This window comes from Methylobacter svalbardensis, from assembly GCF_037671525.1.
Lineage (GTDB): Bacteria > Pseudomonadota > Gammaproteobacteria > Methylococcales > Methylomonadaceae > Methylobacter_A > Methylobacter_A svalbardensis.
Genome location: NZ_JAWPOH010000001.1, coordinates 141,016 through 164,623 on the forward strand (window position 1 = coordinate 141,016; position 23,608 = coordinate 164,623).

General features: G+C 52.2%; 22 protein-coding genes. 14 read left to right on the top strand and 8 right to left on the bottom strand.

Annotated elements, in window-relative coordinates; genetic code table 11:
• Positions 1-100 precede the first annotated feature (100 nt).
• Together RW114_RS00750 and nosP are read right to left on the bottom strand one after the other, a co-directional pair.
• The gene (locus RW114_RS00750; RefSeq protein WP_340120805.1) at positions 101-2,332 is read right to left on the bottom strand and encodes a sensor domain-containing protein; all 2,232 of its coding nucleotides are present in this window, start codon (positions 2,330-2,332) and stop codon (positions 101-103) included.
• Positions 2,325-3,494, bottom strand: a complete 1,170-nt coding sequence (gene nosP / locus RW114_RS00755; protein ID WP_340120806.1) for a nitric oxide-sensing protein NosP — start codon at positions 3,492-3,494, stop codon at positions 2,325-2,327. Before nosP ends, RW114_RS00750 begins: the two co-directional genes overlap by 8 nt.
• Positions 3,495-4,146: 652 nt before the next feature.
• On the opposite strand from nosP, the gene RW114_RS00760 reads away from it, so the two are divergent.
• From RW114_RS00760 to RW114_RS00785, 6 genes are all read left to right on the top strand, one after another.
• A complete protein-coding gene (locus RW114_RS00760) occupies positions 4,147-4,716 on the top strand; it encodes a hypothetical protein (RefSeq protein WP_340120807.1) in 570 nt (189 codons plus the stop codon).
• Between the two features lie 606 nt (positions 4,717-5,322).
• Positions 5,323-5,643 (top strand): rhodanese-like domain-containing protein, encoded by a 321-nt coding sequence (locus RW114_RS00765; RefSeq protein ID WP_340120808.1) that lies wholly within the window; start codon positions 5,323-5,325, stop codon positions 5,641-5,643.
• Complete coding sequence (locus tag RW114_RS00770) at positions 5,633-6,085, top strand: ankyrin repeat domain-containing protein (protein WP_340120809.1); 453 nt, start codon at positions 5,633-5,635, stop codon at positions 6,083-6,085. The genes RW114_RS00765 and RW114_RS00770 overlap by 11 nt, the downstream gene beginning before the upstream one ends.
• A gap of 1 nt (position 6,086) precedes the next feature.
• The gene (locus RW114_RS00775; RefSeq protein WP_340120810.1) at positions 6,087-6,800 is read left to right on the top strand and encodes a dinitrogenase iron-molybdenum cofactor biosynthesis protein; all 714 of its coding nucleotides are present in this window, start codon (positions 6,087-6,089) and stop codon (positions 6,798-6,800) included.
• Between the two features lie 114 nt (positions 6,801-6,914).
• The gene (locus RW114_RS00780) at positions 6,915-7,319 is read left to right on the top strand and encodes a transcriptional regulator (protein ID WP_340120811.1); all 405 of its coding nucleotides are present in this window, start codon (positions 6,915-6,917) and stop codon (positions 7,317-7,319) included.
• 177 nt (positions 7,320-7,496) lie between these two features.
• The gene (locus RW114_RS00785; RefSeq protein WP_340120812.1) at positions 7,497-8,027 is read left to right on the top strand and encodes a potassium channel family protein; all 531 of its coding nucleotides are present in this window, start codon (positions 7,497-7,499) and stop codon (positions 8,025-8,027) included.
• Between the two features lie 223 nt (positions 8,028-8,250).
• On the opposite strand, the gene RW114_RS00790 is transcribed toward RW114_RS00785, so the two are convergent.
• The 5 genes from RW114_RS00790 to RW114_RS00810 all read right to left on the bottom strand — a co-directional run bounded on the left by RW114_RS00790 (position 8,251) and on the right by RW114_RS00810 (position 12,612).
• Positions 8,251-8,889: a DUF2459 domain-containing protein gene (locus RW114_RS00790; RefSeq protein ID WP_340120813.1), complete on the bottom strand. Its 639-nt coding sequence runs from the start codon at positions 8,887-8,889 to the stop codon at positions 8,251-8,253.
• A complete protein-coding gene (locus RW114_RS00795) occupies positions 8,886-9,794 on the bottom strand; it encodes an alpha/beta hydrolase (RefSeq protein ID WP_340120814.1) in 909 nt (302 codons plus the stop codon). The genes RW114_RS00790 and RW114_RS00795 overlap by 4 nt, the downstream gene beginning before the upstream one ends.
• A 634-nt stretch (positions 9,795-10,428) precedes the next feature.
• On the bottom strand, positions 10,429-10,689 hold the full coding sequence (locus tag RW114_RS00800) for a hypothetical protein (protein ID WP_340120815.1): 261 nt from the start codon (positions 10,687-10,689) through the stop codon (positions 10,429-10,431).
• A gap of 439 nt (positions 10,690-11,128) precedes the next feature.
• On the bottom strand, positions 11,129-12,058 hold the full coding sequence (locus tag RW114_RS00805; protein WP_340120816.1) for a YecA family protein: 930 nt from the start codon (positions 12,056-12,058) through the stop codon (positions 11,129-11,131).
• 308 nt (positions 12,059-12,366) lie between these two features.
• Positions 12,367-12,612, bottom strand: coding sequence for a hypothetical protein (locus RW114_RS00810; protein WP_340120817.1), 246 nt, complete (start codon positions 12,610-12,612; stop codon positions 12,367-12,369).
• A gap of 353 nt (positions 12,613-12,965) precedes the next feature.
• Between RW114_RS00810 and RW114_RS00815 the strand changes: the two genes are divergently transcribed.
• The 8 genes from RW114_RS00815 to RW114_RS00850 all read left to right on the top strand — a co-directional run bounded on the left by RW114_RS00815 (position 12,966) and on the right by RW114_RS00850 (position 23,034).
• Positions 12,966-13,451, top strand: a complete 486-nt coding sequence (locus RW114_RS00815; protein ID WP_340120818.1) for an ion channel — start codon at positions 12,966-12,968, stop codon at positions 13,449-13,451.
• Positions 13,452-13,558: 107 nt separating this feature from the next.
• Complete coding sequence (gene corA / locus RW114_RS00820; protein ID WP_340120830.1) at positions 13,559-14,548, top strand: magnesium/cobalt transporter CorA; 990 nt, start codon at positions 13,559-13,561, stop codon at positions 14,546-14,548.
• Between the two features lie 234 nt (positions 14,549-14,782).
• A complete protein-coding gene (gene kdpF / locus RW114_RS00825; protein WP_340120819.1) occupies positions 14,783-14,872 on the top strand; it encodes a K(+)-transporting ATPase subunit F in 90 nt (29 codons plus the stop codon).
• Complete coding sequence (kdpA, locus tag RW114_RS00830) at positions 14,872-16,617, top strand: potassium-transporting ATPase subunit KdpA (protein ID WP_340120820.1); 1,746 nt, start codon at positions 14,872-14,874, stop codon at positions 16,615-16,617. Before kdpF ends, kdpA begins: the two co-directional genes overlap by 1 nt.
• A 254-nt stretch (positions 16,618-16,871) precedes the next feature.
• Entirely contained in the window at positions 16,872-18,941 is a 2,070-nt protein-coding gene (gene kdpB, locus RW114_RS00835) for a potassium-transporting ATPase subunit KdpB (RefSeq protein ID WP_340120821.1), read from the top strand.
• Between the two features lie 15 nt (positions 18,942-18,956).
• Positions 18,957-19,532 carry a potassium-transporting ATPase subunit KdpC gene (gene kdpC, locus RW114_RS00840; protein WP_340120822.1) on the top strand — a complete coding sequence of 192 codons (576 nt, stop codon included), beginning with the start codon at positions 18,957-18,959 and terminating at the stop codon, positions 19,530-19,532.
• Positions 19,533-19,595: 63 nt separating this feature from the next.
• On the top strand, positions 19,596-22,340 hold the full coding sequence (locus RW114_RS00845) for a DUF4118 domain-containing protein (RefSeq protein ID WP_340120823.1): 2,745 nt from the start codon (positions 19,596-19,598) through the stop codon (positions 22,338-22,340).
• Positions 22,333-23,034, top strand: coding sequence for a response regulator (locus RW114_RS00850; protein WP_340120824.1), 702 nt, complete (start codon positions 22,333-22,335; stop codon positions 23,032-23,034). The genes RW114_RS00845 and RW114_RS00850 overlap by 8 nt, the downstream gene beginning before the upstream one ends.
• Positions 23,035-23,261: 227 nt before the next feature.
• Here the strand turns inward: RW114_RS00850 and RW114_RS00855 are convergent, their stop codons facing one another.
• Positions 23,262-23,447 (bottom strand): hypothetical protein, encoded by a 186-nt coding sequence (locus RW114_RS00855; protein ID WP_340120825.1) that lies wholly within the window; start codon positions 23,445-23,447, stop codon positions 23,262-23,264.
• Positions 23,448-23,608: the final 161 nt, after the last annotated feature.

The following is a 23,608-nucleotide window of genomic DNA, read 5'->3' on the forward strand; positions in this document are numbered from 1 at the left end:
TAACTTTTGTTGTTCGAAAATGGATGGCAATTACCTCTTATGTGAGGGCTGGGGTGAGGGCGATCAAAAAGCGCAAGTCGTGGTTTCTCAAAGTTTAAATCTAGTCATGTTTCGCGTCGTATAAATGATAGCGGCTTTTCCCGGTCTGCTTGACGACATACATGGCCTGATCGGCTTGGCGCAATAGCGTATCGCCATCCTCGTTGGCAGAAGTATGAAAAGATACGCCAATGCTGGCCGACACCGCAACCTGATGACTGCCGATGACTATCGGCAGAGCGATAATTTCCAGAATGCGGTCGAGAATTTGCCGGCACTCCCGCTCACCGGCAAGATCATTAAACAATACAACGAATTCATCTCCGCCCAGACGTGCCACGGTGTCGCCCGCGCGCAACACTTCTTGCAGGCGGCGGGTGACTTCCACCAGCAGTTGGTCTCCGGCCTCGTGCCCATACCGGTCGTTGACCTGCTTGAAGCCGTCGAGGTCCAAGTAGCAGACGAACAACATCCTGCAGCTACGTTGCGCCCGCGCGATGGCCTGAACCATACAGTCGGCCAGCAAGCGCCGGTTAGGAATGCCGGTGAGCGCATCGTAATAGGCAACTTGGCTCAGCTCGGCCTCATGTGTTTTGAGGTAGCTGATGTCGGAAAACACCCCGACATAGCGTCGCACCCTACCCTCATCGTCGCAGATGGCTGCAATCGAGAGTAGCTCCGCAAAAATCTCGCCGGACTTTCGCCGGTTCCAAATCTCGCCGCGCCAAGCCCTTTTCTGCTTCAGCGTTTCCCACATCGCGGCATAAAACGTCTTGTCCTGTCGCCCCGAACTCAGCATCTTGGGATTTTTTCCGATCACCTCCTCGCGAGCGTAGCCTGTAATCTGGGTGAATGCAGGGTTAACATTCAAGAAAACATTGTTCGCATCGGTAATCACGATGCCTTCCTGGCTGTTGTCGAACACACCGGCAATGATGCGAAGGTCTTCCTCGGCGCGTTTGCGTTCGGTAATGTTGCGAAAATACCAGACACGTCCGTAGTACTGGCCGTCCGCTCCGGTGGCAGCAGCAGAATACCGATCGATTATTCTGCCATCTTTTAGCTGTATTTCTTCGCGGCTCTTGTCGTCCCGGTGCTCGTATAGATATTGGACGCGGGCGAGAAATACGTCCGGTTCGGCGACTTGATCAACCACTGTTTGAAGTACGGGGGCATCCAGCTGCTCGCTGACCAGCTGCGGGGAGAGCCGCCATAGGTCGATGAATTGTTGATTGTAGGAGACGATTTGCGCGTTTTCATCAACCACCAATATGGCATCGGGCGAAACCTCCTGCTGGGTCTGCAGGATCGTATTCTTGAGTTTTATTTCCTCCTGCGCCCGCTTATGCTCGGTGATGTCGCGCCAGAGGCCAACCAGCAGATGTTTGCCGGAGATATCCAGCATACGGGTGCTGATCTCGACATCCAGAATGTCGCCGTTCTTGCAACAGTGCCGGTTCTCAAAAGACATCCCGCCCGATTTCCCCACCTGCCGCACCGCTGCAACCAGCTCCTCTTCATTCAAGTCAGCCTGAGTGTCGACCAGCCGCAGCCGGAGATATTCTTCATGCGTATAACCCAAAGTGCGACATGCGGCAGGATTGACCTCAACAAAGCGCAATGTCTCCGGGTCTATCAATTCGATAGCGCTGGGCGCCTGTTCGAAAATGGCGCGGAACAACTCTTCGCGCTCCACCAGTTGTTGTTCCAGACGCTTGCGTTCGGTGATGTCCTCGGTAATGCCCATCAATTTTTCAACGCCGCCATTCTTGTTTTTGATCGGAACAAAACACGACTTATAAATCTGCCCGAGCGGACCGCTGGCCTTAAACTCGAAGTGACTGCTTTCCCCGGCATAAGCCTGGACAAGTAATGTATCTATGCGTTCCCGGTCGGCAGCGTTGACTGAATCCAGATATAAATAATCTTGCACCTCGCATTGTTCTTTTAGGCCCAACATGCTCAGCCCAGCTCTGTTCATGGAAACTATCCGGCCGCTTATGTCTATCTCGTGGATGCACATCGGAGAATTCTCGACCAGCAAGCGGTTGTGGTTTTCGCTTTCACTCAAGGCACGGGTAATTTTCTCGTTTTCCCGCAATGCCGCTTCCAGTTCATCGGTGCGGCGGCGTACCATATCTTCAAGCGTAATTGCTGACTGAAACAGATTGAAGTCAGACGTACCGATGTTCGCGCTGCTTTCGGCACGAACTATCAATGCCTGAACGACCTTGTTTAATCGCGCGATCTCGGCATGCAATTCCTGCTCGTTCATAGCCGCTTGATCAGCCATCGTGCGTCTCGGCCTCTATCCCGGAAGCGCTGCCAAAGGCACAGCCGGTGAAGGTCTGATTGTTGTGTATGCCGCGGAATTGTTCGCCGTAGCTGCTGAAACCGATGGTGTTGTTGCGCCGAAAAATCTCCATGACACGGTCTTTCAACCCGTTTTTGGAAACTTCCAGATTGCGTAAAATGCAGTCGCAACCCAAGACCAGTTGCGTTGGGCCGATTTTTGTCCGAATTGCATCGAAAGTCTGCTCCAAGTTATCCACTAAATTCACGCCATGCGCCACCCTGAGCACCAAGCCTGTTTCAATGGCGCAATAGAAACTCAGGCTGCCGTCTGTATTGGCTTTCTGGATAGAGCGCACATAATCGGTTCCGCCAATTTTTACTATGACGGAGGGAAAGGCAAAATCTTTTGCATTGAATTCGCCAATATCAACACCCACCAGTCGGGCGTACTCTGTGGCAGCGGGTAGTCCATTGATCTCCTTGACGATACGCTTGGCGGGATCGGCTTCCGCAACGACGAATCGTTCGTCAGTCGAAGCAAAATGATGGGTTTTGAACATTTTGAAGGGCAGGGAAGTGTTGACCAGAACCATTAGCGCGCTATCGGTATGGAAACAGCCATTGCTGTAAACATAAGTTTTGGCGAATTTTTGGTCGTCACCCGCCGATCCGCCGAACAGCGTGATCTTGCCCAATGCAGACTGCAACGCATGCGCCACGCGTTCTTCGCGCCCGGACATGCCGTCAATCAGCAGCAGTGCGAAGCTATGATCCGGGCTTGGGTTCGGGGCTTTACTCTCAAGCTGCTGTAACAGGTTTTGGGCAAAGTCATGGCCTCTGGTGATATCGAACTCGCTTAATTGATCCAGCAGTCCGCTGACAGCGACGCAACTTGCTTCAGAAAAACTAACGCCGGACAGGCTATGCTGGCAATAACCGGCCGGCCCGATTTCCCCTGCCGTGGTGCAGCCGACGACTTGAACCCCGGCAAATAAATGGCGCATTTCGGCAGCCAGCACGTCAAGGTCGTATTCGCTGGAGCAGAAGAAAATCACCAACGCCATGTCCTGCTGCGCCACCTCCGCATGAAACTCCTGTACCGCCAGTTTCGCATCGGTAGCGCTCGACTGAAACGTGCGTATTTTGTTGTGATTGCTCATATTTGCATCGCAAATTTCCAAATTGTTTGAACTGTAGTCGATTTACTACACGACACTGAGAGAATGATTACATTATAGGTGCTAACTACTCAGCCTAAAATAATAGTTTGCTGGTTTTGGAAGTAAATAAAGGAGCAAAGGGGCTTTGTGTGTGCGATCAAGTTTTTATTTTGGAGGAATACACAATCCAAGACCTGGCAGTTTTGTTTGGGGAGTTTATCTCGTTCCCACGCAGCGCGCTCATCGTTATACACAAGTCCCTACGAGACATCGTCATCCCGGCAAGGATTGCCGGGATCCAGACGCCATGGACGTCAATGCCAAAGCTGGCAACAAGCCTTATAACAAAGACTGCAACGTTCATCTACCTTAAACTGGTGGGATATAACCATTCAGCCTAAAGCGGTATGTTTATAATTACCGCTTCCCTTACTGAAATGTAAGGTTTGCGACAATTACCCACAAAATCACTAGCGTTGTTGAATTAAATATCAATAACCACCCCTATCAAACGGCTAAAACACGCCCATCCAACTGTTTTAAAAGAAAAACAAAGCAATATATCAACATGGCATAAACTCTGCTATATCTAAAATTATTACCCTAATAACCTGCACTCGCACTATTTATTTTATTATCCGGAGAAAAAACAATGCTAATAGAAACCTATCAAGATAAAGGCTTATTAACTGTCACTTTGGTCAACGGTCAAACCGGCACTGCGGGTGTTTACGCTTATCGCGGCGACCTGGTTTTAAAAGAGGGATCTCTGCGCGAAGGTTCAACAACCGACCGCAGACCGCCTGAAGCGCTGTTGATTCATTCCGCCTTGATCGTTGAAAACGACAAGATCAAATTCATCAACGGCCTGTTGCCTACGCTCGATTTGCTGCCCGTTCTTGTCGAAAAATATAAGGCCGATCTTGCCGAAGACTGCATCGCTTTAATCTATGTGGAAAATATCGGTAAAGGCTTGCAGGTTGAACTGGAAGGCGTTACCTATAAATTAATGCCTTTCAAGCAAGGCCTGGTATGGAATGAATTGCTCGAAGAATTGTATATTGAAAAAAGCGAGCTGAAAGGTCAATCCGCTGAAGATAAGGTCGCCATCGCTTATGCGGCAGCCAAATCGTATAACCCGAAAACGCCGCTCGTTTCATTTGCCGAAGCCGAAGACAACACTATCGAAGTGATTAAAGACGCGGCAGTAGGCGCAATTTAAGATTTCCTCTCCTGTTTATATCATTGTTGATTTTTTAAATCTCCTCTCCAACTAGATACCTACATGGATGTAGACAGTAGAGCAATGCAAGGGCTATTGCCGAGAGTGAATGGACGTATTCAAGCGTTGCTCAATATTCCGGGGCATGGATCTGGAAAAATCCGCAGAAAACGCCCTAAGTTAGGACATTCAAAACGCATCAATGCCTGTCTTTGGTGCAAATGTTGAACATCAAAACAATAAAAAAAATAAGTAATTGAATCATAAGATATTAATTGTTGGCATTATTAATGCTTAATATCTTATATACATACCTTTTTATAGTGCTCTCTCCTGGCCTTCGGCGTCCTATTTTCTCGACTAGGACGCTTTTTTTTGCCTGAAATATCTTGCCAACAACCTCAGAAAACACGCGCTATTCAAGATTATGGCAAATAATTTGCTAAGTAGTTTATATAGCATTTATATGGCATCCATATAGCCCTTAAAGCCAAGAAATAGAGCCGCTAACGACATTTAATAGCAACAAAATCTGTTTTATTGTTAGTTTTACTACAACCTTTGCATCCTCTGGAGGAATGACCTTCAAAGGTCATTAACACTGCCATGAAATATAAAACAATCTCCATTGCCGATTCCGCAAAATTTATTAAAGAGTCCAAACCTATGATCCTGGACTGTAGGGACATGAAAGATTACAGGGTCGGACATCTGGAAGACGCGCTGCACGTTCATGAAGGCTTAAAGGATTCATTGGTTAAGCGCGGCGATAAGCAGCGCAGCCTGTTGATTTATTGTTATTACGGTCATGCCAGCGAGCATTTGGCCGAATTTTTCAGCGATTTCGGCTTTAAGGATGTTTATAGCCTGGAAGGCGGTTATTCCTGCTGGAAAGATCAACATCAGGAAACCGTTAATGAAGCCTGAAATACGGGATTGGTTACAAAATAACTATTTCTCTGTCGCCCGACCGGTTTTAAAGAACAGTGCCGACATTGACCCTTTGATCTTGGCAAGTCAGCAAGGTCGTAGCGATGTAGTCCGCTTTTTGCTCGAACAGCATGCAGCGCCGGACGTTATCGATCAATACGGCAATAACGCCTTGTGGGCGGCTTGTTATGCCGACAGCGGAGACTGTATCGATGCATTGCTTCATGCTGGAGTCGATATTGATCATCAAAATTCCGCCTCCGGCGCCACTGCCTTGATTTTTGCGGCATCCAGCGGAAGGGAAAAGGTTACTGAACAGCTGTTGGCGGCCGGCGCCGATCCAGACCTTAAAACGCACGACGATTTCACTGCGCTGGATTTAGCCTCCACCCGAAAAACACTCAAATTATTATCCAAACTTGTTAAATCAGGAGATTAAAATGGAAGCATTGCCCCGTGAACTGGCCTTACGCATTGCCTTGGCATCGCGCATCCTGCCCGGTATAGACATATCCAGATTGCTGGAAATATTACATGAGCGAGTCGGCTCACCCCTGGATGATGAAAAATTAAAATCCGTCACCGTCACCAATCTTAAAACCGGCTTAGGCAGCCTGGACGGCGAAGAAGACGGCGAGGACATCGGCATCGGTCTTGCCAATATCAAACTGGCGGTGCGTTACCTGTGGGGAGACGAGGCGGAAGATGAGGACCTGCCGGAAATATTACCTTATAGAGACGACGATATGCCGGACTCTATCCGTGTCGCCATCGGTTCGAACAGCGGCGCGTTGATTAACGGGCATTTCGGTTCCTGCATTCGTTTTCTGGTTTATCAGCTGTCGCAGCACGATTACCGGCTGGTTGACATACGCTCAACCATTGAAGCCGACAGCAGCGATGACAGAAACCTGTTTCGCGCCAATTTGATTAAAGACTGTCATGTCATGTTCGTGCAATCCATCGGCGGCCCGGCGGCAGCCAAAGTGATACGCGCCGATATTTATCCGATCAAGATTCCGGATGTCACCGAAGCGCTAGACCAGTTAACCGAATTCCAGAAAGTGTTTGATGCGCCGCCGCCGTGGTTTGCTAAAGCCTTGGGGCGTTCAGCTGAAGAACGGGTCAGATTTACTCATGATGAGGTTTGTTAAGCCACACTGATACTGGAAAGCAGGTAGTAGGGAGGCAAAAAGCCTGCTCACCCGCTTTACTCCTTCCCTCCAATCCATCCGAGGGCCGATATGTAATTCGCTTAGGCCCTTAAAATGACCGATTGGACTGTAGACCGGAAGGCACAACTTGCCTATTCCTACGAACGTTTCGCACAAGCCAAGGTTTTTGTGTTTCGCAAATGGTGCGAACAGGCCGCCGAGCGGCATGCGCTCCCGCCAACCGATCTTTCCGGATCATGCAAGTATGGAAGCCTGTTCATGAATCAGGTCTTCGGCGGCTCGATCTGCGGCCACTATGAACATCAATACAATATCATCGGCGGGCGAATCGTCGATCTCAGCCATGATGCCGTCGATGTCGGCAGAATCACAAATCCCTACCTCCATGAACCCGACTTCTTCGCTATCCCGGAAAAGCAAATCTCGCTGAATAGCTGCCTACCGCGCGTCGAACGCTGGGTAGCCCAATTCCTGGAGGAGATCAAATGCTCCTCGTGACGGCTTGGTGTGGTTATGCGGTGCGACGTGGCAACAGGGAGAATCATCGATGCATTCTGATGGGTTTCCAGAGATCGGCCCGGGCAGTCTAGGGAATCCCGTCCGTACCTGGTGCTGAACGGATGATTTGATATTACAATTGACCAATTGCACACTAAGTTTAAGAGGACACAACATATGCATTGGTTAGCGGAATGTCATAATGCGATTCAATGGGGGAACGGTCTCAGGGGCGATCTGTTCAGATCCAAGCATCTGGAATATCTGGTATTGCTCGCGGTCATGGTGACCTTGGCTGTCGGACTGATACTTTTCCTGATCGATCCCAATATCAAATCGCCCTTCGACGGCATTTGGTCTGCCTGGGTGACGGTGACTCATGTGGGCTTTGACGACGTAGTCCCGATCTCCTTTTTTGGCCGTTTGCTGGCAGCGGGGCTGATTTTATTTGGACTGGTATTGTTTTCATTGTTCACCGCCGTGGTTTCGGTGGCTTTGATCGGCAGGAATATGCAGGCTTTGGGGATGGACGTGCGGCAAATCGAACAGGAGGCCGGTCGCATTCAAACCGGGGAAGACCGGATTCTCGCTGAGTTGGCCCGGTTGCACGAGCGCATGGCGGCGCTGGAGAAGCAGTTGTCATCAAGATCGAAGAGTTCGCCCCCAATGAAGGACAAGCATGAAAAACCCGGTTCAGGTCACTCTTAATGACTGTAAACAGTAGACTTTTCGGCACGTTCTCTTTAATGTTCAGATCGACTAACCCTTTAAATGTTATCCTTTTTTAAACAAATTTGACTGTTTATAATGAGTCGAATTCTGTCGGTCAGTGTCTGACATGGTAGTGACCACTTTTTCAATCTGTCGGAGTCGGTGGTTTGGAGCGATTGCATCGACTACCCAACGGTTGTATTTTTGAACCCGACGCTTATTATTGCGCGGCGAATTGGCGAGCCTTCGCCATCAACTGATCCGCCGTGACCGGGCGGAAAACGCCCATCGGATAGCCAGCCGCCTCCAGAGCGCGCGCCACCCAGCCATTGCAGGTGTTGTAAAGGTGAAATTTTCCTCGAGCGGGATAAAAACGGCTGCCCAGGCCGTACCCCGGTCCGATCGGCCTCGCTTTCGTCTCTCCGTTTCTGGCAAAGCTTTGGTGGATGTAATCCACAAGCTTGGCGAAGCCGCCTGGGGCGAGCTCAAGCCGGATGACTTCATAGCCGGCAAACCGGTCTGCGACGGAACCTTTGACGCCGACCACGTGAAGCACGCTGGCAGTAGACCAGAAGGCGGCTTTCAGAGTCAGCCAAAGACCGGGATCATCCGTCTGATAATAATCCCAGTCACCCCAGCCCAGTTCCAGGTAGTCGGCATCGGGGAAATCCCTGCTTTCCGGCCAGATTCCCGGGGGGATGTCCGCCCTCCTGACGACCAAGCCGGCGTGCTTGCCGTGGTTGATCAAATAGATCGAGGCAAGAGACTCATCCCCAGCGGAAAAAGAAAGAGCTTTCGATGGCCCCGTACAGGCGGAGCATAGCAACAAGCAAATCAGAAGCACCGCGAACGGGTTCATCGCGCCAGAAAATCCGCGACAGATTGTAAGCGCCGGCGGCGGATTGCCGGGTCGAGGTCCATCAACGGATGGGCGAACTCGGGAGATTTCAGCACCCGACCGCCCCGCTGTTCCAGGATCTGGGACAGCTCCTCGATGTCTCCCGGCGGCACTACCCGATCTTTCAAGCCGATGATGAGCATGAGCCTGGCGCCGTCTTGCGGCAGGTTGCGCACCGGGTCGTAGTCTTCGGGACAGCCCAGACCGGAAACCCGGCTAGGGGGCGAGTCTAATACCAGCGCATCATAGTCCTCGCTTGGGCCGATGGCATTGGCCAGGATAACGCCGCCCATGGACATGCCGTAGAGATAGCGTCGGCCATAGCCTTGGGCATTAAGGGCGGCGACGATCTCCCGATAATCGGACACGATGGCCTTGAGCCGGCTCTTGCCCCCGGAAAGTCCGTAGCCGCGGTAGTCGTACACGTAGACATCGAGCCCATAATCCCGGAAGAAAGTCAGCACACCCATGATCTGGTCGGCCAGCATGGCATTTCCCTGAGCCACCAGCAGATAACCTTGGGGATGGTCGGCGCGAAGCTTATAGCCGCCCAGTTCGCGGCCATCGCGGGTGGTAAACGACAGCCGTTCTATGTTTCGTATCGACCGGATGCGGCTTGCATCGGGCGCTCCGGCGGCCAGCCGGAATTGCCAGAAAGCCAACGGTTCACGCACGATACCGCAGACACTGTCTTCCAGATCGGATGCCGGGTTATTCGTATGGGCCATAGCGCAAGCCTCGATAGAAAAAATGATCATCACCTGTGCAAACCGGCGAAGGGCTGAAAGGCCGGCAATAACGGGACGATTCATGTAGGGATATGATTTTCGCTTCTGTGACCTCGCCGTTGAAATCTCAATGTACATGACCATTCTCCAACAAGAAAGCGGTGCCGCATGAGTGTTGCCCAAGCCGTGCCAATCGGGTCAGATGGGCGCATAGCCAACAAGCCGTTTTTGCCAGGCTTTCCGCGTGCCGTCATCCGCCTTCGGAGAATTGAAGGATAAACCAAACTTTTTAACACGCCAAACACTATTCGGACCCAGAATCCAAGTGCTTCGAGGAATATGGGCTCCGGTCTTGCCATTACGCATACGGCACTGTAATGAGGTCAATGCGGAGCGCGGTTATATTACAGTTTCATTTTCCAGCTTTCCGCGCCGCGCTAGGTTATCTTTTTGCTTTATTTTGGTTGAGTATACAGCTGAGAATTAGGTGAATTTGGAACGGGGAGTGAAAGGCCAAAACCGGCCAATTTCTGCCGGTCGCGACAGGCTGCTTTATGGCGGTGAATATAGTAGAACATAGTTAAAGCCGTTTAAAAAAAGAAGGTTTTTTAGACAATTAAGAAATCTAATAAAATCAATGAATTGAAAATCTAACAGTTTTGTCTAACAAATCATTCAATATAGACTGGCGCAATAATTCCGTGCTAACCGGTTAATTCAAGCGTTTAAGCTTCTGGTGCCCATAAATATAAGGCATTTCGATAAGTTAGGTCTAGTCACCCGTCTCAATATATTTCTGACGTTCTGTTTTAATACGCTCCGCATGATCAAAGAAAATCTCAAGAATTTTTAAGGCATGATCTGGTTTAGCTTGGTCTTCAAATACGGATTGAGCAGTCGCCCATGCAACGTCAAGCGCATCGTTTATAACACAGCATGACTCCAGCATTTCGTCTGAAATTAGATGTGGCATATTCTTATACTTATTTGCCAGAATTTTAAATTGCTTATTGAAAGGATCATCTGTTTTCATAATTACCAATTTTTTGTCAATCGAATATTCAATTGAACATTATATGCAAGAATACTTACACCTACCATAAGTGAATTCGAAGAGGCATATTTGTCGGACGTTCGAGCGTCATTAGACATAGACAGCCTGTCTAATAAATAGGGCGGTCAGTTCCGCCTTACTACTCATTGCAACTTGTGCCATAAATCAAGATTTTTGGCACGTCAGACCACACTGGTGATTTCAACCGGTTGGCCGTGTCATAAATCAGGGTCAAAAGATGGCTATGTTACCCAGTCTGGCCGTATTAAGACCCATACCGAAAAACACGTTAAATACGTTCTGTCTAATCGGGCTTAAAACCTGCGCGGCGTAAGCTCTGGGCTTGGCTTCGTTCCTCTCTATGCATCACGAGGCTCTGACGATGATCGCAGCCACTAAGAACACTTCAATCACGAGATCACGCACCATGGCACTTCTTATACTTCCTTCCTGAACCACATGGGCACGGCTCATTGCGTCCCACTTTGTAGCTCGGCTGGACGGCGCTCGTAGCGGCGGCAGATGATGATGGCGGAACGAACTGTGTTACGTGCTCGTTGTATTGCTCAAGCTGAGGGGTTCCGAAGAATTTCCACTCTCGATTCTGCTCTTCGTAGTACGTACACATGTCATCCGGCCAGGTCTCGCAAGGCAGGAGGATAAAGTCCTCTGAATTTGTGTCACCTGCGAACTTGGGTGCATCCATCCCGATGCCAATGACCTTAGTCAGCTGCGGAAACTTGTTCTTTGCCGCACCACATGCGATCTCTAGCAGCGTTCGCCGCTTGTCGAGGTAGTCAGGTTGCTTGCGGTAAGCTTCTGGCACCCTGAGTTGGAAGAACACATAGCCAACATCTGGAAGATAAGACGGCAAGAAGGTCACTTGGCGGGTAATCTGACCGGGGTGGTCAGGAAAGTTCATGATCGTACGCCTAATCCTGTCAGCAAGCGCACGACGAACGAAGCGCGGCTCCTTCACCATTTCAAAGATGGCGCTCTGTCCGCACAGGATATCCGAGTTTCCTCCAAGAGTCCCGTTCAAAGCATTTTGGCAAGTCCGCTGAATCAACTCGTCCCAAAAGTAAGAAATCCGGTCTTCATTTTTGGTGTTCTTGTAGAGGTCTGTCTTGATGAAATCGTTCCACTCGCCTTCGCCGAGCATCACGCTATTCACGTCATCACGATTCGTGCCAATGATGTGTCGTTTAGTCTCCTCGTCATAGTTGAGAAGATAGTGTCCGAGCAAGTCCTCCTCACCACAATAGAGCAATGAATCAAACTTGGCGACAGCGCGCAGCTTTTCATCGAGATAGTTCGAGAAGTCGCTGACCGTGTCGAGTTCGCCCAAAATAATCGAAAAGTTATGACTGTCAAAAATATGAACGGGGCTTCGCCTGTCGATCTCGATGATAAAGGGTTGCGCCTGATTGACGTCGGTCTCGCAGTAGGTAATAGCAAGGCTGCCGTAGACATTTTGATCTGAGGCTCTTTCACAGGCTTCCTTCGCCCCGTGCGCGACAACGATCTTGTGAATGATTGCTTTCTGTGGATCGATTGTGAGTGGAAATGGCCTTGTCCGCTTCGCATCAAGGAAGATGGGCCGCCCACTCTTGATGTATTGCTCAGCCCCGTGCGCAGTCTTTACCTGGCGGCCAATTACATTTTTCTTCCATCGATCTCAAGGTTTTGAGGGTCTTTGTCAGATACATCAGGAATCTGGTTTTCGCGGTCAAAGAAAATAAATACATAATCACCAAATACCGCGAGCAGGTCGCATAGCTCGTGGCCGTTTTTGCTATCTTTGAACGGATTTGGATAGCTCCAGAGCTTAAGGAAGGAGCGCTCGCAGAATTCTGCAAGCATCCGCTCAGTTTCTGTCACACCAGATGATTTAGTAATCACGATTCTTGTTCACTTCAATAGTTGTGCCGACAAGACGCATTATACCTGTCGTCGCGCTTTTCCAGAGCGCTCATTCGCCTTATCGATATAACGCCCCGTCTCTCATCAAGGGAATTTCTTTCTGGGTCCGCTCTCTTGATGTGCTGTAGACAGTTTTGGGTCGTTCGCTACATTCTGTCTAATTACCCCTCCGGCTCATCAAATCCAAATCTTCTCCATTTCGAGTGCCGACTGTCGCGAACAGCAGAAAACGGCCCAGGCAGTCTAGGGAATTCCGTCCGTACCTGGTGCTGAACGGATGATTTGATATTACAATTGACCAATTGCACACTAAGTTTAAGAGGACACAATATATGCATTGGTTAGCGGAATGTCATAATGCGATTCAATGGGGGAACGGCCTCAGGGGCGATCTGTTCAGATCCAAGCATCTGGAATATCTGGCATTGCTCGCGGCCTGGATGACCTTGGCTGTCGGACTGATACTTTTCCTGATCGATCCCAATATCAAATCGCCTTTCGACGGCATTTGGTCAGCCTGGGTGACGATGACTCATGTGGGCTTTGGCGACGTAGTCCCGATCTCCTTTTTTGGCCGTTTGCTGGCAGCGGGGCTGATTTTATTTGGACTGGTATTGTTTTCATTGTTCACCGCCGTGGCTTTGATCGGCAGGAATATGCAGGCTTTGGGGATGGACGTGCGGCAAATCGAACAGGAGGCCGGTCGCATTCAAACCGGGAAAGACCGGATTCTCGCTGAGTTGGCCCGGTTGCACGAGCGCATGGCAGCGCTGGAGAAGCAGTTGTCATCAAGATCGGCAAGAGTTCACCCCCAATGAAGGACAAGCATGAAAAACCCGGTTCAGGTCAATCGTCTGGAGCAAGACCCGCTTCTGCACCCTCTTTTAAAATGCCTGAAACTATTGGCGAGACTACGGCCATGCAGATGACTGGACAAATTGACAACAATATGGTCATGAAATGCGTGGCCTATCAAAACGGCGTCAGTATCGGTGATGTGACCATCGAAGACATCAGCGAAGTGCTGAAACGGGAACACACCTTTGTCTGGCTGGGTTTACGCGAGGCAAATGCCGAGTTGTTAGCCAAAATACAGCAGGAATTCGGGCTGCATGACTTGGCTATCGAAGATGCCTGTGCGGCGCATCAGCGTCCGAAAATCGAGGAATACGGTGAATCGCTGTTCATGGTGTTGCATACCGCCCATCTTGCGGAAGATCAGGTCGAGTTTGGTGAAACCCATATTTTCCTCGGACCGCGTTTTCTGGTGACAATCAGGCACGGCGCTTCGCATAGTCTCAGTAAAGTCAGGGAGCGTTGCGAGGCCATGCCGCAACAATTGACCAAAGGGCCGGGATTCGCGTTGTATTCGATCATGGATTTTATCGTCGATAACTATGTGCCGATTATCGACGGCTTGCAGAAACGGTTCGAGGTGCTGGAGTCGGCGATATTTGAATACCGTCCCAGTCGACACACCATAGAAGGCCTTTACGAACTAAAACGCGAGCTGTTGCAGCTCGAAAGCGCCATTAATCCGGTCATCGATATATGCAACGAGCTGATGCGCTTTCATAACGAAGTCATTCCCAAGGATGTGCATGTTTATTTCCGCGATGTCGCCGATCACATCAAACGCATCGATCAGGCGATTCACGGCATGCGCGAGATGTTGTTAGCGGCGATGCAGGTGCATCTGACCTTTGAAACGGTGCGGCAGAACGAAGTCGTCAAACGGCTGGCCGGTTGGGGTGCGATCCTGGCGATACCCACCATGGTATTCAGCTGGTACGGCATGAATTTCAGACACATGCCGGAGCTGGATTGGGAATACAGCTATCCGGCGGTGGTCGGCGGTGTGGCATTGTGCAGTCTGCTGCTGTATTTGCGCCTGAAAAGGGCCGGATGGCTATAAAGTTCAAAATGCGCACATGATGCGCTCATCGCTATACATAACTCTAAAGCCTGCGAACTCCAACATTTGGCGCACCGCTGCGTATGCGCACGGCGCACCCTGCATGAGGAACCCCTAAAAGTAAACGCTGGACAACAATAGCTTCGATGATCTCAGCGACAGCTATTTTTACAGTTTTTTTATAGCAAGCGCGATACATTAGCCACTCGGAACATCCACAAAAAAGAGGTAACCATGACCTTTATCTACGGCTTGAGCGGCTTGCTCGCATGCGCATTATTCGTTTATCTGCTGGTAGCGTTATTTTACCCGGAGAAATTCTGATGACGGCAAACGGCTTGTCGCAAATCACTTTATATTTTGTCGCCCTGCTGCTGTTGGCCAAGCCTTTGGGCGTTTATATGGCGGCGGTGTATGAAAATCGCCCGTTACTTCTTAAGCGCATCTTGGGGCCATTGGAAGCAGGGTTTTATCGTTTGAGCGGCGTTAAGCCGGAACAGGAAATGCGCTGGACAGAATACGCAGCCACCCTGCTCTGGTTTAATCTGTTCGGCGGACTGGCGGTATTTGCGTTGCAAATGCTGCAAGCCCATTTGCCGCTGAACCCTCAACAGCTGGGCAATGTCAGTGCCGATTCGGCATTCAACACGGCGGTCAGTTTTGCCACCAACACCAATTGGCAAAATTACGGCGGCGAAACGACGATGAGTTATTTGACCCAGATGCTGGGGCTGAGCGTGCAAAACTTCGTCTCGGCCGCCACCGGCATGGCAGTTTTGGTTGCAATGGTACGCGGCTTTCAGCGTACCCATGCGGACGGCATCGGCAATTTCTGGGCGGATCTGACCCGCGGCACTTTGTATATCCTGCTGCCGCTGTCGTTGGTGCTGGCGTTGGCGTTAGTCGGGCAAGGCGTGGTGCAATCCTTCAAGCCTTACCAAACCGTTCCGTTGGTTGAGCAGGCTGGCGCAGCAACGGAAAATACCACGCAAACCCTGGCACTGGGGCCTGCCGCTTCGCAAATCGCGATCAAGCAACTGGGCACCAACGGCGGCGGTTTCTTTAACGCCAATTCGTCCCATCCTTTCGAAAACCCGACGCCGCTGTCCAATTTTCTGGAAATGCTGGCTATCTTGCTGATCCCGGCGGCGCTGTGCCATACCTTCGGCACGATGGTCGGCTATCCGCGCCAGGGCTGGGCAATTTTGTCGGCAATGACGCTGGTGTTCGCCAGCCTGTTATTCGTCACGGTTGGCCTTGAGCAAGGCGGCAACCCGGAGCTGGCAGCGCTTGGGGTTGAGCAAGGCGTTAGCGTCGGCCAGTCCGGCGGCAACATGGAAGGCAAGGAAACGCGCTTCGGCATCGTCAATTCGGCACTATGGGCGACGGCGACGACTGCTGCATCCAACGGTTCGGTCAATTCGATGCACGATTCTTATACCCCGTTGGGCGGCATGATTCCGATGTGGCTGATCCAGCTGGGTGAAGTCATTTTCGGCGGCGTCGGTTCCGGCCTTTACGGCATGCTGGTTTTTGTGCTGATCGCGGTATTTGTTGCCGGCCTGATGATAGGCCGCACCCCGGAGTATCTCGGCAAAAAAATCGAGGCTTTTGAGGTAAAAATGGCGGCTGTCGTTATTTTGATTCCGGCTTTTTTTATTCTGGGCGGAACCGCATTGGCGGTCATGCTGGAAGCGGGGAAAACAGCGGTTGCCAATCCCGGCGCGCACGGCTTCAGTGAAATTCTTTATGCCTTTTCCTCCGCCGCAGGCAACAACGGCAGCGCTTTTGCCGGTCTTGGCGCCAATTCTCCGTTTTATAACACGGCGTTGGGCATCACGATGCTGGTCGGGCGCTATGGGATCATTATTCCGGTGCTCGCTATTGCCGGTTCATTGGCCGCAAAAAAGACCGTGCCGACCACCGTCGGCACCTTGCCTACGCATACGCCGCTGTTCGTGATGCTGCTTATCGGCACAGTGATTCTAGTCGGTGCGTTGACTTTCGTACCCGCTCTGGCGTTAGGGCCGGTGGTCGAGCATTTAATCATGAGCGCCGCCAAAAGTTAGATGCTAAGGCAATGAATCTAGTTCAAAGAATTGTCCACGAAAGACACGAAAGACACGAAAAGCACGAAAAACAAACCCCGTCCCGCCTGGAACAGGCTTGGATGACCTTTTCCGGTCTATAACAAATCAGCCGTAGGCAGGATAGATGCGGTTCTGCCTGGTTTTTCGTGTCTTTCGTGCTTTTCGTGGAAAAATATTTAAAACTTCATGTTCTTCGTGGCGAATATAAATTTCAGCAATAAGGTAAATAGTCGATGAGCAAAAAAAACCATAAACACCAACTGCTCAGCAGTGAAATTCTGATAAATGCGTTGGGCGATGCGTTACGCAAACTGGCTCCCCAGCAACAATGGAAAAACCCGGTGATGTTCGTGGTCTATATCGGCAGTTTGCTGACCACCGGGCTATGGCTGTGGGCGCTGCTTTCCGGGGACAATGCACCTACCGGCTTCATGTTTGGCGTGACCTTCTGGCTTTGGTTTACGGTATTGTTCGCCAACTTCGCGGAAAGTGTCGCCGAAGGCCGCAGCAAGGCGCAAGCGGCGTCATTGCGCAACGCCAAGCGCGACATCATGGCGAAGAAGCTGGATCAACCGAGTTACAGTACAGACTATGCCAAAGTCGCCAGCACAACATTACGGCGCGGCGACATCGTGCTGATTGAAGCGGGCGATTTTGTTCCCGCCGACGGCGAAGTCATCGAAGGCGCGGCCAGTGTCGACGAAAGCGCGATCACCGGCGAAAGCGCGCCGGTGATTCGCGAGTCGGGCGGCGATTTCAGTTCGGTAACGGGCGGTACGCGGGTATTGTCCGACTGGCTGGTGGCGCGGGTCGTGGTCAACCCCGGCGAAGCGTTTCTGGATCGCATGATTGCGATGGTGGAAAGCGCATCAAGGCAAAAAACGCCTAATGAAATCGCGCTGACCATTTTGCTGGTGGCTTTGACGCTGATTTTCCTGCTGACCACCGTAACCCTGCTGCCGTTTTCTATCTACAGTGTGGAAACTGCCAAAGCCGGTACGCCGGTGTCGATCACCGTGCTGGTGGCGTTGCTGGTCTGCCTGATTCCTACCACCATCGGCGGTTTGCTGTCCGCTATCGGGGTTGCAGGCATAGGCAGGATGATGCAGAAAAACGTTATCGCCACCTCGGGGCGGGCCATTGAAGCGGCAGGCGATGTGGATGTGTTGCTGCTGGACAAAACCGGCACGATTACTCTGGGCAACCGCCAAGCCTCGGCTTTTATACCGATCGGCGAGACCACCGAAAAAGAATTGGCCGATGCCGCGCAACTGGCGACGCTGGCAGACGAAACGCCGGAAGGCCGCAGCATCATTATTCTTGCCAAGCAGAAATTTGCAATCAGGGAGCGCAAAATTCACGAGCTGGGGGCGACGTTTGTGGCTTTTAGCGCGCAAACCCGGATGAGCGGCGTCAATATCGGCGAGCGCCAGATTCGTAAAGGCGCTGCGGATGCGATACGCGGCTTTGTGGAAGCTCAACAAGTAAAATTTCCCGAGGAAGCTGTGCGAATCGCCGATATTGTCGCGCGGCGCGGCAGCACGCCGCTGCTGGTTGCCGACGGCGGGCAGGTGTTGGGGGTTATCGAGCTGAAAGATACGGTCAAGGGCGGTATTAAGGAACGTTTTGTCGAGCTGCGGAATATGGGTATCAAAACGATCATGATTACCGGCGATAACCGCCTGACGGCGGCGACGATTGCGGCTGAAGCGGGTGTCGACGACTTTTTGGCCGAGGCGACGCCCGAAGCCAAACTCAAGCTGATCCGCGAACAGCAGGCCGAAGGCCGTCTGGTGGCGATGACCGGCGACGGCACCAACGATGCCCCTGCCTTGGCTCAGGCCGATGTGGCGGTGGCGATGAATTCGGGTACCCAGGCGGCCAAGGAAGCCGGTAACATGGTCGATCTCGACTCCAATCCCACCAAGCTGATCGAAATCGTTGAAACCGGCAAACAGATGCTGATGACGCGCGGCGCGTTGACCACGTTCAGTCTGGCTAATGACCTGGCCAAGTATTTCGCCATTGTCCCGGCCGCGTTCGCCAGCACTTATCCGCAACTTGGCGCGCTGAATATCATGGGGCTTAGCAGCCCGGACAACGCGATACTTTCGGCGGTTATTTTTAATGCTTTGATTATCGTCGCCTTGATTCCGTTGGCCTTGAAAGGCGTGACTTATAGGCCGCAAAACGCGGAGACATTGCTGCGCAATAACTTGCTGGTTTACGGCGGCGGCGGTGTTATCGTGCCGTTTGTCGGTATTAAATTGATCGATCTTGGCTTAACTGCGTTATCGTTTTAAATAAAGGAGTCATCAATGACCAAGCAAATCAAACCCGCAATACTGATGCTATTGTTTTTTACCGTGCTGACCGGCATCGCCTATCCATTGGCAGTCACGTTCAGCGCACAAATCGTGTTCCCCAGCCAGGCAAACGGCAGCTTGCTCGGCGGCAAAGAACAGCCGCTCGGTTCCGAATTAATCGGTCAGGCGTTTACTCGCCCCGAGTATTTTTGGGGACGGCCTTCGGCGACTTCGCCTGCTGCCTATAACGGCGGCGCCTCCGGCGGCTCCAATCAAGGGCCTACCAACCCCGCACTGATAGACGCTGTTCAGATGCGCATCAAAGCGTTGCGCGATGCAGACCCCAGCCATTCGGAAGCGTTACCCGTGGACTTGGTGACCGCCTCGGCCAGCGGGCTTGATCCGCATATCAGCCCTGCGGCGGCGGCCTATCAAATCAGCCGCGTCGCACTAGCCAGACAGATGTCGCCGGATAGCGTGCGTGAATTGGTTGATCGTTACACGGAAACCCGGCAATGGGGAGTATTGGGTGAACCTCGTGTTAATGTGCTGAAATTAAATCTGGCTTTGGATCAGCGCTATGAATAATGGATTAGTATCGTTCCCAGGCTCTAGCGTGGGAACGAGTGGTAATCCAGCCCGGACTCGCTAATGGACGACACGCGCCCAGACCCCGATGCCCTGCTTGCCCGTGTAGAACGCGAGGAAAACCAGCGACGACGCGGCCGTCTCAAGGTTTTTTTCGGCGCGGCAGCAGGCGTTGGCAAAACCTACGCGATGCTGTTGGCGGCTCAAGCCAAACGGGCTGAAGGCGTCGATGTGGTGGTGGGGCTGGTGGAAACTCACGAGCGGCAAGAAACCGTCGCGGTACTACAAGGCCTGGATGTGCTGCCGCCCAAGCTGGTGAAACATCGGGGTACGGTGCTGCGCGAGTTCGATCTGGACGGCACGCTGAAACGCCGCCCGGTCCTGGTCTTGGTGGACGAGCTGGCGCACAGCAATGCCCCCGGCTGCCGTCATCCCAAGCGCTGGCAGGATGTTGAGGAATTGCTGAATGCCGGGATTGATGTTTACAGCACGCTGAACGTCCAGCATCTGGAAAGCCTCAACGACGATGTCGGTCAGGTCACCGGCGTGCAGGTTAGGGAAACCGTGCCGGACACGGTATTCGAGCTGGCGGACGAGGTCGAATTGATTGATTTACCGCCCGATGAATTATTGCTGCGGCTCAAGGAAGGCAAGGTTTATGTACCGCAACAGGCGGAGCGGGCGATGCGCAATTTCTTCCGCAAAGGCAATCTGATTGCGTTGCGGGAATTATCCTTGCGCCTGACCGCAGACCGGGTCGATGCGCAAATGCAGGACTACCGGGACGACCACTCGATACGCGATGTTTGGCAGGTTGGGGACAGGATATTGGTTTGCATAGGCCCCAATGCTATCGCCGAGCGGCTGGTGCGCGCCGCCAAGCGACTCGCTACCAGCCTTCATGCGCACTGGATCGTAGCCTACGTGGAAACGCCGGAGCTGCAACGCCTGCCTGCCGAGCGTCGCGACGAGGTATTGCGGGTACTGCGTTTTGCCGAACAGCTGGGTGCCGAAACGGTGACCTTGTCAGGCCCGGACATGAGCCGAGAAATCCTGGGATTTGCCAAAAACCGCAACGTCACCAAAATCGTGTTGGGCAAACCCCGTCGCCGGGGTTGGAAGCGCTGGCTGCTGGGCTCGGTCGTGGACACCCTGATCACCAAAGCCCATAACATCAATGTCTATTTACTGGGCAGCCCGCGCGGCGAAGACACCTCGGAGCAAAAAACGCCGAAAGAGAGGCCGGGGGCCAAAGGGCTGCGGTCGAGTTATCCCTGGGGGCGCGCCAAGCGGCGCTGGTTAAATTGGGGCTGGGCGGTGGGTATGACCGCTTGCACCAGCTCGCTTGCCTGGATAATGTCAGGGAAATTCGAATTGGCGAATCTGGTCATGGTTTATTTGCTGGGCGTGGTTTTTATGGCGGCCCGCTTCGGCCGTGAGGCATCCATCCTGACCTCGGTACTGAGCGTTGCCGCGTTCGATTTTCTGTTTGTCAATCCGGTTCATACCTTTGCGGTTGCCGATGCGCAGTATTTGGTGACGTTCGTCATTATGCTGGTGGTAGGGTTGATTATCAGCCATCTGACCAGCAATATGCGTTCCCAGGCGAAGGTTGCTTCGCATCGGGAACGGCGCGCCAATGTTCTTTACGCGCTGAGTGAAGAACTGGCGGCCAGTCGCACTGTGGCGGATACGGCCAGAATCGCCGCGCGTCATATTCAGGAGGAATTCGGCGGCGCCAGCGTCTTGCTGTTTCCCACCGATGACGGCCGGATCGTCTACCCGCTGGACCCGCCCGTGCCGGAATCCTTGCGCGATTGCGATCTCAGCGTGGCGCAGTGGGTTTATGACCACGGACAGATGGCAGGACAAGGCACCGATACCTTGCCCGGAGCCAACGCGGTGTTTTTTCCTATGTCCGGTTTTCGCGGCGTGATCGGTGTGCTGGTGTTGCGCGCCGCCAATCTGCGCCGGGTATTTCTGCCGGAACAGCGTCGGCTATTGGATACCTTTATCAGCCAGATTGCCCAAACCGTTGAACGGGTGCGTCTCTCCGAAGAGGCGCAGCAGGCGCAATTGCGCATGGAATCCGAAACCCTGCGCAATTCTTTGCTCAGCGCCATTTCCCATGATTTACGCACGCCGTTGGCATCGATCGTCGGCGCAGCCAGCACCTTGGTGGAAGAGGATGCCCAGCTTGCCTCTTCGGATCGACAAGAACTGAGCCTGACCATCTATGACGAAGCGCTACGCATGTCGAATCTGGCCAATAATATTCTGGATATGGCTCGCCTGGATGCAGGGCAAGCGTCGCTGAACCGGCAATGGTATCCGCTGGATGAAATAATCGGTGGAACGTTGACACGGATGCGCAAGCAACTTGAAGGGCGCGCCGTCAATGCCAAACTGCCGGATGGGCTCTGTTTGGTGCGCGTCGATGCGGTGCTGATCGAACAGGTGCTGGTCAACCTGCTGGAAAATGCCTGCAAATATACGTCGGCGGGCAGCCCCATCGACATTATCGCCGAACTATCCGCCCATACCCTAAAAGTGACGGTGGCCGATCGAGGCCCAGGCATACCGCCGGGAGAAGAGGAAAAACTGTTCGATAAATTCTATCGGGTACACCGTGAGGGCACGCAAAGCGGCGTCGGTCTGGGCTTGGCTATATGCAAGGCTATCATTATTGCGCATGGCGGCGTTATCGGTGCAGCTAACCGGCAGGGCGGCGGGGCGCAATTCTTTTTTCTGCTGCCGTTAGATGAAGCGCCGCCGCAACTGGCAGCGGAGCAGTTGCAAGATGAATAACATTAAACCCGTCATTGTGGTTATCGAGGATGACCCGCAAATCCGCCGGTTTTTGCGTACCAGCCTGAGCGTGCAGGGATTTCAGGTGATTGAGGCCGGAACCGGCGAACGGGGCGTGGTAGAAGTCGGTACCCGCAAACCGGAGCTGGTCATTCTCGACCTGGGCTTGCCGGGCATGGACGGCATAGCGGTGATCCGCAAGGTTCGCGAGTGGTCCGCCGTGCCGATCATCGTGCTGTCGGCCAGGAGTCAGGAAAGCAACAAGATTGCCGCGCTGGATGCCGGAGCGGACGATTACTTGACCAAGCCGTTCAGCATAGGCGAACTGCTGGCGCGCATTCGCGTATCGTTGCGGCATGCTACACGGCTTGCAGGAGACAGCGTCGAAACGCTGTTTAGCGTCGGCGATTTACAGGTTGATTTATCCCGACGCAGTGTGCATATCGGCGAACAGGAAATTCATCTGACCCCCATCGAATACCGGCTGCTGACCGTGTTGATCCGTCATGCGGGTAAGGTGTTGACTCATCGACAATTATTGCGGGATGTTTGGGGACCCGCCTACGTGGAGCATGCCCACTATGTACGGATTTACATGGGGCAATTGCGGCGGAAACTCGAAGCAGATCCCACTCACCCGCGCTACTTGCTCACCGAGGCGGGCATAGGGTATCGTTTGGCGTACAGGGAATAAGGTAACCCTCAAAAACAAAACCGCCAACCATGTCCCTCGAGCTTGGGACTGTGTGGTCGTGCAAGCTGTTTCCTTGTCGAGTCACACCATCTCGCCCAATGCATTAAAGTGAATCTCCCTAACTTCATCATCTTCAGTGATTTGCGCACGCGTTAAAACACCATCATCATAATATTGATACTCGATGTTCAAGTTTTTAAATTTTTTGCAGCCTGATTCTTGGAAAATTATCCAGCAGCACGGTACTGTAGCGAAACCGTCGACCCTAAACGCCCCAAATCCCTCCCAACCATATGTTTTCCAGAAGGCATTAACTGAAAAACCTCATCAATAAGTCCAGCCAATTCTTTGAGCTTAGCCGCAGGATTCTTATCTACTAACAAGGCTTTGATAAATTCAATCAGCACCTCCATTTGAGATTTTCTTTGCAGACTGCCTACGGTATACGCGGGCAGTCTGCTCTGGGTGAAGGAGGAGGCAATGGTCAAACAACAGACTCAGGATCAGGCCTCGGCTTGATCCTTCTTCATCCAATTGTTTGGCCTCACGCCCCCATCCTTCATAAAGCTTCCAG

What these genes read in the sequence shown, in the direction of transcription:
- RW114_RS00750 (WP_340120805.1), bottom strand. Translation starts at nt 2,332, where the DNA reads ATGGCTGATCAAGCGGCTATGAACGAGCAGGAATTGCATGCCGAGATC.
- nosP (WP_340120806.1), bottom strand. Translation starts at nt 3,494, where the DNA reads ATGAGCAATCACAACAAAATACGCACGTTTCAGTCGAGCGCTACCGAT.
- RW114_RS00760 (WP_340120807.1), top strand. Translation starts at nt 4,147, where the DNA reads ATGCTAATAGAAACCTATCAAGATAAAGGCTTATTAACTGTCACTTTG.
- RW114_RS00765 (WP_340120808.1), top strand. Translation starts at nt 5,323, where the DNA reads ATGAAATATAAAACAATCTCCATTGCCGATTCCGCAAAATTTATTAAA.
- RW114_RS00770 (WP_340120809.1), top strand. Translation starts at nt 5,633, where the DNA reads ATGAAGCCTGAAATACGGGATTGGTTACAAAATAACTATTTCTCTGTC.
- RW114_RS00775 (WP_340120810.1), top strand. Translation starts at nt 6,087, where the DNA reads ATGGAAGCATTGCCCCGTGAACTGGCCTTACGCATTGCCTTGGCATCG.
- RW114_RS00780 (WP_340120811.1), top strand. Translation starts at nt 6,915, where the DNA reads ATGACCGATTGGACTGTAGACCGGAAGGCACAACTTGCCTATTCCTAC.
- RW114_RS00785 (WP_340120812.1), top strand. Translation starts at nt 7,497, where the DNA reads ATGCATTGGTTAGCGGAATGTCATAATGCGATTCAATGGGGGAACGGT.
- RW114_RS00790 (WP_340120813.1), bottom strand. Translation starts at nt 8,889, where the DNA reads ATGAACCCGTTCGCGGTGCTTCTGATTTGCTTGTTGCTATGCTCCGCC.
- RW114_RS00795 (WP_340120814.1), bottom strand. Translation starts at nt 9,794, where the DNA reads ATGTACATTGAGATTTCAACGGCGAGGTCACAGAAGCGAAAATCATAT.
- RW114_RS00800 (WP_340120815.1), bottom strand. Translation starts at nt 10,689, where the DNA reads ATGAAAACAGATGATCCTTTCAATAAGCAATTTAAAATTCTGGCAAAT.
- RW114_RS00815 (WP_340120818.1), top strand. Translation starts at nt 12,966, where the DNA reads ATGCATTGGTTAGCGGAATGTCATAATGCGATTCAATGGGGGAACGGC.
- corA (WP_340120830.1), top strand. Translation starts at nt 13,559, where the DNA reads ATGACTGGACAAATTGACAACAATATGGTCATGAAATGCGTGGCCTAT.
- kdpF (WP_340120819.1), top strand. Translation starts at nt 14,783, where the DNA reads ATGACCTTTATCTACGGCTTGAGCGGCTTGCTCGCATGCGCATTATTC.
- kdpA (WP_340120820.1), top strand. Translation starts at nt 14,872, where the DNA reads ATGACGGCAAACGGCTTGTCGCAAATCACTTTATATTTTGTCGCCCTG.
- kdpB (WP_340120821.1), top strand. Translation starts at nt 16,872, where the DNA reads ATGAGCAAAAAAAACCATAAACACCAACTGCTCAGCAGTGAAATTCTG.
- kdpC (WP_340120822.1), top strand. Translation starts at nt 18,957, where the DNA reads ATGACCAAGCAAATCAAACCCGCAATACTGATGCTATTGTTTTTTACC.
- RW114_RS00845 (WP_340120823.1), top strand. Translation starts at nt 19,596, where the DNA reads ATGGACGACACGCGCCCAGACCCCGATGCCCTGCTTGCCCGTGTAGAA.
- RW114_RS00850 (WP_340120824.1), top strand. Translation starts at nt 22,333, where the DNA reads ATGAATAACATTAAACCCGTCATTGTGGTTATCGAGGATGACCCGCAA.
- RW114_RS00855 (WP_340120825.1), bottom strand. Translation starts at nt 23,447, where the DNA reads ATGGAGGTGCTGATTGAATTTATCAAAGCCTTGTTAGTAGATAAGAAT.